General features: G+C 57.3%; 10 protein-coding genes. 2 read left to right on the top strand and 8 right to left on the bottom strand.

Going from position 1 to position 9,470, the window contains the following annotated elements:
• Positions 1-200 precede the first annotated feature (200 nt).
• Complete coding sequence (locus tag CVT63_06740; protein PKQ27666.1) at positions 201-797, bottom strand: hypothetical protein; 597 nt, start codon at positions 795-797, stop codon at positions 201-203.
• A gap of 267 nt (positions 798-1,064) precedes the next feature.
• On the opposite strand from CVT63_06740, the gene CVT63_06745 reads away from it, so the two are divergent.
• A complete protein-coding gene (locus CVT63_06745; protein PKQ27667.1) occupies positions 1,065-2,210 on the top strand; it encodes a hypothetical protein in 1,146 nt (381 codons plus the stop codon).
• 82 nt (positions 2,211-2,292) lie between these two features.
• The gene (locus CVT63_06750; protein ID PKQ27668.1) at positions 2,293-3,792 is read left to right on the top strand and encodes a hypothetical protein; all 1,500 of its coding nucleotides are present in this window, start codon (positions 2,293-2,295) and stop codon (positions 3,790-3,792) included.
• Between the two features lie 38 nt (positions 3,793-3,830).
• Here the strand turns inward: CVT63_06750 and CVT63_06755 are convergent, their stop codons facing one another.
• From CVT63_06755 to CVT63_06785, 7 genes are read right to left on the bottom strand one after another with little or no spacing between them, the layout of a single operon-like run.
• The gene (locus CVT63_06755; protein PKQ27669.1) at positions 3,831-4,337 is read right to left on the bottom strand and encodes a chemotaxis protein CheD; all 507 of its coding nucleotides are present in this window, start codon (positions 4,335-4,337) and stop codon (positions 3,831-3,833) included.
• On the bottom strand, positions 4,330-4,953 hold the full coding sequence (locus CVT63_06760) for a CheY-P-specific phosphatase CheC (GenBank protein PKQ27670.1): 624 nt from the start codon (positions 4,951-4,953) through the stop codon (positions 4,330-4,332). Before CVT63_06760 ends, CVT63_06755 begins: the two co-directional genes overlap by 8 nt.
• A gap of 26 nt (positions 4,954-4,979) precedes the next feature.
• Entirely contained in the window at positions 4,980-7,070 is a 2,091-nt protein-coding gene (locus CVT63_06765; protein PKQ27671.1) for a chemotaxis protein CheA, read from the bottom strand.
• An 18-nt stretch (positions 7,071-7,088) separates the two neighbouring features.
• Positions 7,089-8,138: a chemotaxis response regulator protein-glutamate methylesterase gene (locus tag CVT63_06770; GenBank protein ID PKQ27672.1), complete on the bottom strand. Its 1,050-nt coding sequence runs from the start codon at positions 8,136-8,138 to the stop codon at positions 7,089-7,091.
• Between the two features lie 28 nt (positions 8,139-8,166).
• Entirely contained in the window at positions 8,167-8,541 is a 375-nt protein-coding gene (locus CVT63_06775; GenBank protein ID PKQ27673.1) for a two-component system response regulator, read from the bottom strand.
• Between the two features lie 52 nt (positions 8,542-8,593).
• Positions 8,594-9,100: a chemotaxis protein CheW gene (locus CVT63_06780; GenBank protein PKQ27674.1), complete on the bottom strand. Its 507-nt coding sequence runs from the start codon at positions 9,098-9,100 to the stop codon at positions 8,594-8,596.
• 25 nt (positions 9,101-9,125) lie between these two features.
• Positions 9,126-9,410, bottom strand: coding sequence for a hypothetical protein (locus CVT63_06785; protein PKQ27675.1), 285 nt, complete (start codon positions 9,408-9,410; stop codon positions 9,126-9,128).
• Positions 9,411-9,470 lie beyond the last annotated feature (60 nt).

Here is a 9,470-nt window from a genome sequence, read left to right on the forward strand (position 1 = left end):
CTTCTCTCCGCCCAACGCGCCATTGTCTCTTCCTTTTCCATTGTCTGTCGATCCCATCGGACCACCTCCTTGGACGAAAGATTAACCCTTAATCCGTGTTCAAGAAAACTGGGTCCGCTATACTCAAGACAAAGCAAATATCTGTGCTACACAAAGATTTAGCGGCGGATAGTGAAGTACGCGGTAGAGCCTTCGCCGAATCATTCATCGACCCAGAAGCGGCCGTCGTTCTTTTCGACAATTGCGCTGGCCTCATGGATCCTGAGTTCTGGATCGCGATTGAACATGTCGCCGATGTCACCCTCGCCGCCATTCTTGAACGCCCCGGGCGCTGATGTGCGCACGGAGAAGAAGATCGTGCTCGCATCGCTCTTCGAGCCCACCACCGCATATGGACTCGTGCCCTCGAGTGGTGAGGCCGTGAGCGCCCGCCCTATCAGGATCTCCATCACGCGCCAGAAGTCATCCTCCGGGTAAATGACGGCGGGAAGCGCGCGGGATGGCAGCACCTCGGCTTCGATAGGCCAGATCTTCTGAATCAACTGCTCGCCGACAACCCTTGTCACATAAGACGCGTCGACAATCGTGGCCGCGCGCCCGGCCGGCGCGGTCGCCCCGGTTCCCTGATTTGCCTTGTGCCTCAGCATCTTTATCATCTCTCTCCCCCTTATTCCCACGCGCTCTTTCGCTTTGCGCTTTGCAATAGCAGGTTCGTCACGTACGGTTATGAGGACGTTGCGGGCAGGTAAAAAAATTCGGTTAAAGAGAGAAACGACCCTGGAGGGTTTCATCGTCATCAACGTGGGTGGACGGTGCTTGACTCCTGGCCTGGCCTAAGTGTCCCATTCCATAAATACTCGCAAGCGAACGCCGCTGCATCCGCGCCTGCCGCATTCCGCTCTTTCCCCGTACGTTACCGTATTTATGGAAAGGGGCACTAAGTCTTTGTATGGCACAGACATTCCCGTCTGTGATGCTTTGTCTTTATCGTGTCCACTCTGGGGAGAGGGGGCATAAAGAAAAAGACCTGAACCTATTTGTTATTATAATCCGTCACAATAATTATGAAGTGCTGTCCCAAGGAACAACGCGTGAAAGTTTTCAAAACAGGCTCGTCGGGCCGCGAGGTCAGAGATATTCAGAACAGACTGGTTTCCGCCGGGTTCCTTGCGCGCAAGAACGATGAGCGCTCGTCCGGCATGTTCGACAGAGAAACCGAGCTCGCCATCCGCGCGTTTCAGCAGAGCAGAGGCCTTCACGCTGATGGTATCGTCGGGCCGGACACATGGCCTGTTCTGGTGGACGCAAGCCGCGCGCTGGGGGATCGATTTGTTTATCTGCGCGAGCCCCCGCTGCACGGCGATGATGTCGCCGACTTGAAACGCCGCCTCAACGCTCTCGGCTTCTACAGCGGCAAGGAGAATGGCGTCTTTGACCACGACACCGCCATTGCCGTCGAGCAGTTCCAGCGCAACAGCGGCCTGAGCGCGGACGGCATCGTTGGGATCGCGACTGTTGACGCGCTTCTTCGTCTCTCGCGTGTTACCAAATCGACCAGCGTGGCTTCTGTTCGTGAAACAGAAAAAGGACTTCCCTCCGGTGGCATCGCCGGCAGGCGGATCATGCTGGATCCCGGGCATGGCTACCCTCCCGACCCGGGCGAACTGGGTCCCTCAGGCGTTCGCGAAAGTGAGGTCGCCGAGTTGATCGTCGAGCGCCTCGGCCAATTGCTGGTGGAATCGAAAGCGACAATTTTCTACTCGAGAAGGCGCAGCGAGTACATGGATGTCGTGAGCCGGGTCGCATGCGCCCACGAGCAGTCGGTCGAGCTGATGCTCTCCATTCACATGAACTCGCACGCCGGGCAGGTGGCGCGCGGGGCCTCGTGCTACTACTTCTCGAGTGGGAACTATCGCTCTCCCTACGGCTACCGTCTCGCGAACCACATCCAGGATGCCCTGGTGGACGCTTGCGGCCTTGTGGACTGCCACGCGCACGGACGCGCCTACGGGTTGCTGCGCGAGACGCGGATGCCCGTCATCATTGTCGAGCCAGTCTTCATAACCAACCCTGACGAGGAGACCCTCCTCAAGGACGAGGCGTTTCTTGCCAGGATCGCCTCCGCTATCGCATGCGCCACGGAAAAGTACTTCCTCGGGGTGAAAACCCGCGCTGAAGAGCGCGCGTCAATGTCACATGGCAAAAATTGATCTCGCGTTTGAAGCCCACTGTTGTGTTCCACCATGTTATATTATCTGAACATGAACTCTGCTTACCCGTGAAAGGATCAGATTGAGGTTCCTTGAGAAGGATCTCCGCATAAAAATAACGGGCGGCTTCATTGTCTTCATCGTCATTTTGGTTGTCGCCTCAATAACAATCAGCCACGGGCTTGTCACTCGGATAATCTGCAACGACATCAATCAGTACATGAGCGATTCAGCCAACCTGACGCGCAACGTCGTGGAAGTCGCTCTCGAGAGTCGGGGCGCGCGCATATTGCTTCTGGCCAACTATCCCGCCTTGCGGGATCCAGCAGCAACCCCCGAGTCCCGCGCTGCCGCTCTCGCGCTTTCCGTTCAAGATTGGTCGCTCGGACATGATGTTTTGTTCACCGATACCAACGGCAACGTGATCTCCGGTACCGGAAAGCTCTCCACAATTGCGAACGTGAGTGGCACAAATTGGTTCGATACCGCCCTGTCCGGGGGCGTCACTTTTACTTACCTTTCCAACCGCGCGGAGCTAAGCGCCGTTTTTCTCGAGTCCCCGGTGTTCACCGTGTCTGCCCCGGTACGAGACAGCAAGAACCAGATCTTCGGCTACATCGTGGCCTTCACAAAAACCAGCGATATCACTAAAACGGTGGCCAGCGTACATATCAAGCGCACCGGCCACGGGTTTCTTGTGGACAAGGATGGAGGGCCGATCGCAGGACGCATTTTCCCGGCTGTGGCCGGGATTTCCGCGGCGAGCAAGCAATCTCTCGAGAATCTGATCGTTCAAGCAGCCACAGGAAACAGCGGCTCAGAGTCCATCCAGTACGATGGAAAAAAATATCTAATCGCGTGGACCCCCGTCAAGCAACCCGACGGCGTGGCGATCTCCGGGCCTGGCTGGATAATCGGGGTAGCCGTTCCTACGCTCGAGGCGTACGCCCCCGCCAACCAGATCGCAATGACGCTTCTCTTGTTTGCTCTGGGAGTTCTGACCTGTGGAATCGCGGCATCCTTTTTCCTGGGGAGAAGCATCGTCCGACCCATAGACGAGCTTGTGTCGAGCGCCAACCGGATCGGCGCCGGTGACATGACTGGTGACATTATGATTCGCACTCGAGACCAGGTGGGGTCTCTCGCCACAACTTTCTTGAGGATGCGCGACTACCTGCGCGACGCGCTGTTGGAAACCAGCCGCACAACGGCCAGAATGTCGGCTCTCGCCGACGAGCAATCCGCCGGGACTTTGGACGTGTTCAGCAATGCCGAAGACATTGTCGAGTCCGCGGTCGTCCTCGCCAGGAACTCGGAGTCGCAGACCCAGAAATTCCACAATCTGATCGAGTACCTGGAAAACATGCCCGAGAAAGAGCGCGAACTTGCGTCAACCAGGGAGGCCCGAGAACTCCTGCAAGAAAGTGAGATCCTTGCCGAAGTCGGCGCCAACAAAGCTATCGAGATCGCCTCCGCCATTCAGGATCAACGTGTCGCTGCCCGGGATGTCGCAACCGCGGCGCGAAGGCTCTCGGAGTTGGCGCGCGAACTCGACAAAATGGTCAAGAAATTCAAGATTTAACTTTGGGGCTAGGTCTTTTTTTTGACCTGGCCCCAAAGTTAAATCACGAGTAGCCCGTGTTTGATCGAGCTGACCTCGACCTCGCCCGTACAAGGATTGAACTTCACCGTGCGTCCGTGATCGCCGCCGGTGTCCTCTCCCTCAAGCGGTATATTCAACTTCTCGAGCTGGCGCTTGACCGCCTCTACGTTCCGGGCCCCTATATGGGCAGGCGGGTCGTTTGCTCTGTCACCGCGTCGCGCGGTGAATATCTCAAACATCTGCGCGCCGCCGACAATCTTGCACCTCAGGCAACTCTTTCGCGCGCCCATCGCCACCAGCTCCTCGACCAGCCGCGCGACCGCCGTGTCCGCGAACTTGCCCGCCGCCGTATCAATCTCCTTCCCGTGGCTGTCCGGCAGCATTACATGGGCAAGGCCACCCATTTTCTTGAACGGATCGAACATGGCGACCGCGACACACGACCCGAGGCCAAAGCTCGCGAGTATGCTGGAGTTGCACGCGATTTTGATCTCCGCGACCCCGACGTTTACGACCTCACTCAAATGGCACCCCCAGCCGCTCGAGAATGATCGCGAGGCCTCCCATGTCGGGGAAGAGGACAAGGTGCCCCAGTATCTTTACCCCGGATACCATGAAATCAGTCTCTATCACCAGCACGTAATCCTCGACGGCGCCAGTGTCCACCAGCACGTAGTCGATTATCGCGCCAGCCATGTCCATCGCGAACCCTGGGACAGATGGCCTGAAGAAGAGCCCCGTCAACTGCCCCAACGCGTTCAGGTAGGCCCCGGAAAGAATGCTCCCTGTCTCCTGGAGCGCGGACTCCTTCACCACCGCGATGTCGAGCGCTCCCAACACAGTCGGGACCATCAAGTCGGCAAGCAAGTTCGCGTTCTCTTTCTCCAGTAGCAGGAGAATGCTTCCCGAACAGTCGCCTGTGATGTGAAGGTAGACGCCGGCCACCGGAACCTCGGGTCCTCCGACCAGGTCGGGAACGAAGGCAAGAGAAAGAAGTCTCGCCTTCGGCACGGAAAGATCGACCTTTTTGTTCACCATCTCAGAAAGGGCAATCGCCGCATTGCCGGCGCCGATGTTCCCTACTTCCCGCAACGCGTCGATTTGAATTGCTGAAAGCGATTTGTTAGTTTCATTTGACATTATGCTCATTCCTTTCGCATGGACAGCTACATCAGGTTCGGGACATCCAGTATCAGCGCGATACGCCCCGTTCCCAGTATCGTCGCGCCTGCGAACCCTTCGATTCTCTTCAAGAACTTATCCAGCACATTGATGACTATTTCCTGCTGCCCGAGAAGGGAGTGCACCCCCAGCGCGACAAGCCTCGGCCCTGTCTCCACAATGACCACGGGGAAAGACTTCGCGCCGTTGAGCTGATAAGAGCACCCGAGCGCTCTATCAAGCCTCAACAGTGGGATAGTCTCGTCTCTTAAGAATATTGCCTCGTGGTTTTGCGCCGTCTTGATCTCATCAGGATTGATAATGTGCGTCTCTCGCACGGTTCCGAGCGGGACGGCGTACGTCTCCCCCGCCACTTCCACCATCAACGCATGAACTATCGCAAGAGTGAGGGGCAGTTTCAGTGTCATCCTGGTCCCCTGGCCTGGCTCGGAACTCAGCAGCACAAATCCGCCCAGCGACTCCGCCCTGGACTTTACCGCGTCCATTCCTACCCCACGACCCGAGACGTCGCTCACCTGATCGCTCATCGAGAAACCGGGCAGGCACAGCACGCGCAGGACGTCGTCTTCTGTCAGGGCGCGGCGCTCGTCCGCGGTGACAAGTCCCTTCTGCAGGGCGCGGTCGAAGACCCTCGTCGGTTGTATGCCCTCTCCGTCATCCTCGATCTCGATCGCCACGTAATTGCGGTCTCTATACGCGGACAGCTTCACTGTTCCACACGCGGGTTTGCCCTGCTGGCGCCTTTTTTCGGGGGACGCAATTCCGTGGTCGATAGCGTTTCTTATCATGTGTATCAACGGATCGGATATCTCATCGAGGATCGTTCGATCGAGCTCGATCTCCTTGCCTTCCACTACAAAATCGATCTCTTTGTTCTGGGCCATCGCAAGATCCCTCACCATCCTCGGGAAGCGGCTGAACACGTGCTCCACCGGCACCATCCGGGTTTTCATGACCTCCTCTCGCAGCTCGGCGGTGAGCCGCGCGGTCTGGTCAAGCGCCTCGCGAAGTTCGGGAATGTCGAAACTCGAGGCTATCTGCGCGAGCCTCGTCCTGTTAATGACGATCTCCCCGACCAGGTTCATGAGAGTGTCAAGCCTGGCTATGTTCACTCTCACGCTCTGGGTCTTTCTCGCGACGAAGATTGGGTCGGCTCTGCCGCCGCTCTTCTGTGTCGCAGGGATTTCTCCAGTCCTTGCCTCCTGTTTGGGTTCGTGCACCACGTCGCATGTCACGCATGCTATCTCCGCTATCGCAAGCAAGGATTTCTCGACACGCTCTGAGGCTTCGCGGGTCGCAATCGCCACCTGGAAACTGCTATCGAACTTCTCGTCTTCCAGGACCTCAGCGGAAGGCAGGGAACCGATCACATCGCTGAACTGCGCGAGTTTTTTGAAAACCATGAACACGCGCACCGACTTGAGCAAGCATTCTTCGCTGAGCTCTACCGTCACTCTCAAAATGCGCATGCCTGCCATGGCCGAGTACTTGAGCATGTCCTGCTCACCCAGCTCGAGAACGCCAGCCCCTGTTTCCGCGGACGGCCTGGGCTCTTCGTCTTCGGGTTCGGGCGCTGCCGGGGGCTCGACGGCCGCTTTCCCGGTTGAAGCAGACGGTTCTTCAGGTGGAGTCTCGGCCGACACTGGTTCCTCCAAAGCTTGCGGCACGGCCGCGCGTTTCTCCGTCGTCGCCGCTTCGGCAATAGCCCTGATCTCCAGTACTAGCCCGCTGAAATCGATCTCCTGAGAGCGATCCCCCGCGATAGCGTCAATAATTTCGCCAAGGGTGTCGAAGCACGCGAAAAGAACCTCGACCACCCTCGCGGTGACTGCCGCGTCGCCCGCGCGTAATTGCTCGAGGAGGTTCTCCATCTCGTGGGCAAGCTCAGTGAGCTGGTCATACCCCATTGTCGCCGACATGCCCTTCAGCGTGTGGGCGGAACGGAATATCTCTGTGACGACGTCAAGGTTTCCTGGCTCGTTCTCGAGCTCCAGCAAGAACTTGTTCATGGCGTCCAGATGTTCCTGCGCCTCTGTGATAAATAAATCTTTGTACTGGGAGATATCCATTCCCATGCGCTCGCTCTCCGGTTTCTACAAGTGGGCGACTATTGCTTCCACTATCTTTTCCAGGGGGAGAACCTCGTCAGCAATTCCCCGTTCGATAGCGGCGCGAGGCATTCCATAAACCAGGCACGTTTCTTCATTCTGGGCTATCGTCTTGCCACCCACGTCCTTTATCATCCCGAGCCCCATCGCGCCATCGTTGCCCATTCCGGAAAGCAACACGCCAACCGCTCGCTCGGAGAAAACTTGCGCGGCGCTCTCCATGGTCACATCGATGACAGGGCTCGCGCCATACCTGGCCACTGTCGGCAACAGTCTGACTCGCGCTTTTCCGCCTCCAATTTTTTCGAAGGCCATGTCCCGGCCCCCCGGCGCGACAAGCGCGACCCCCGCCAAAAGCTCTTCTCCGTCAGTCGCCTCACAAACCTCCACGCGCGCTTTCGCGTTGAGTCGATCGGCGAAAGACGCCGTAAACTGCGAAGGCATGTGTTGAACGATTACGATCGACGCGGGCACGCCCTCGGGCAACGCGGGCACGATCTCCATCAGCGCCCTGGGGCCGCCCGCCGAGGCGCCCAGAACAACCACCTTGCCTCCCCTGACCGTTTCGCTATTAAACTTGACTTCCTTTTTTGGTGGCCTGGCCCTGCGCGCGCGCTCCCATGCTTCCTTTGCGCGAGAGCGCGCCGCCGCCTTTATTTTGTCGAGGACACACTCGCGCACCTCCTTAACCGATGTCGGAAACTGGCTCGGCTTCGCGATAAAGTCGACCGCTCCAAGCTCAAGAGCCTTCAGTGTCGGCGCGGCGCCTTTGCTGACAAACGCGGATAGCATGACCACCGGTCGAGGAGATTTTTTCATTATGTACTCGAGCGCGGATAGCCCATCCATCACGGGCATGTGAATGTCCATTGTGACGACATCCGGGGCAAGCTCATTCGTCAGATTTATCGCCTCTACCCCGTCGCGCGCGATACCCACTACCTCGAGCTCTGGATCCTGCGAGATCATGTCGACCAGAAGTTGTCTTACCAGCGCGGAGTCGTCCACTATGAGAACGGTGATCTTTTTTTCCAACTCTCCCGCCTTCGTTTTCTAGCGCGGCCTATCCCTCGTCGTTGTAAAGAGCTTTGCGAACCGCTTCGATTACCTTGGTTGGCTGGAATGGTTTGATTATGAAGTCTTTCGCGCCCGCCTCGAGAGCCTCGATCACGAGAGGTTGCTGACCCATGGCGCTGCACATGAGAACTGTGGCGCCGGGGTCTATTTCGATGATGTTGCGCACGGCCTCAATGCCGTCCATCTCCGGCATTACAATGTCCATTGTGACAAGGTCAGGGCGCAGTTCGGCATACTTTTTCACGGCTTCCACGCCGTTCTCCGCCTCTCCCGCTATCTCGAATCCGTCTTTCGAGAGGATGTCTTTGATCATCATCCTCATGAAAAGGGCATCGTCGACTATGAGAACAGATGGCGCCATGAAATCCTTCCTCTCTTGCTAATGGCAATGTCAATGCCTTTTGCGCGCGTGGTCATTCTTCTTCCTCTTCGGCCTGCGCACTGTTGCTTATCTCGTCGATGTCGATTCGCTCCTCCTCCGAGAGAACCCCGTCAACATCAAGCAGTATCAACAGCCTTTCCTCGATTTTTACCACACCTCTTATCAGTGAGGACTCAACGTCTCCGGCCGTCAGCGTCGGAGAGGCCTCTACGTCGTCCTTGTTGATATTGATGACTTCGGGAGAGTCCACTATCAGCCCGACTTTCACTTCCCCGGCTTCCACAACCACTATTCGGCTCGCGGATCCGCGTTCCGAAGCCTCGATTCCGAGCCTGGAGGCAAGGTTCACCACCGCTATTATCTGACCGCGCAGGTTAATGACGCCTTCCACGAACTGCGGCGCCCTGGGCATTCTTGTGATGTCCACCAGCGAGATGACACCCTCAACCTTCAGGACGTCCACGCCAAACTCTTCCTTCCCCACCTTAAAGGCGACGAGCTGCATCTCCCTGCCAACCGCGTATCCCTTGTCCTCCATCAATCCTCCTTCTTCTTCTCTCCTCTTATTCCTCTTCCTCTTCCTCTTCCTCTTCCTCTTCCTCTTCCCCCTCCTCCTCCCCGAGCAAAGCGAGGGATGTTTTCCCCGACCGACGTCTCAAGTCCCCGAGCGCCCTCTTTCCCTTTCCCTTTTCCTCTCCCCAAGCAAAGCGAGGGGTGTTTTCTTCGACCGACTTCGAGTCCGCGAGCGGAGGGCGAAGAAGACACCCCGAGCGCCCTCTTTCCCTTCTCCCCCCAACAAGAGGAGAAAACGCATATTTTGGTTTGACCCCATTATGCCTTTTCCCCAAGCAAAGCGAGGGGTGTTTTCTTCGGCCGACTTCGAGTCCGCGAGCGGAGGGCGAAGAAGA

Origin of the sequence: Candidatus Anoxymicrobium japonicum (assembly GCA_002843005.1) — a bacterium.
Classification (GTDB): Bacteria; Actinomycetota; Geothermincolia; order Fen-727; family Anoxymicrobiaceae; genus Anoxymicrobium; species Anoxymicrobium japonicum.

Excerpts from the sequence above, each read along its gene's own strand:
- CVT63_06765 (PKQ27671.1), bottom strand. The coding sequence starts at position 7,070 with ATGGGAATGGATATCTCCCAGTACAAAGATTTATTTATCACAGAGGCG.
- CVT63_06775 (PKQ27673.1), bottom strand. The coding sequence starts at position 8,541 with ATGGCGCCATCTGTTCTCATAGTCGACGATGCCCTTTTCATGAGGATG.
- CVT63_06780 (PKQ27674.1), bottom strand. The coding sequence starts at position 9,100 with ATGGAGGACAAGGGATACGCGGTTGGCAGGGAGATGCAGCTCGTCGCC.
- CVT63_06760 (PKQ27670.1), bottom strand. The coding sequence starts at position 4,953 with ATGTCAAATGAAACTAACAAATCGCTTTCAGCAATTCAAATCGACGCG.
- CVT63_06740 (PKQ27666.1), bottom strand. The coding sequence starts at position 797 with ATGACGATGAAACCCTCCAGGGTCGTTTCTCTCTTTAACCGAATTTTT.
- CVT63_06745 (PKQ27667.1), top strand. The coding sequence starts at position 1,065 with ATGAAGTGCTGTCCCAAGGAACAACGCGTGAAAGTTTTCAAAACAGGC.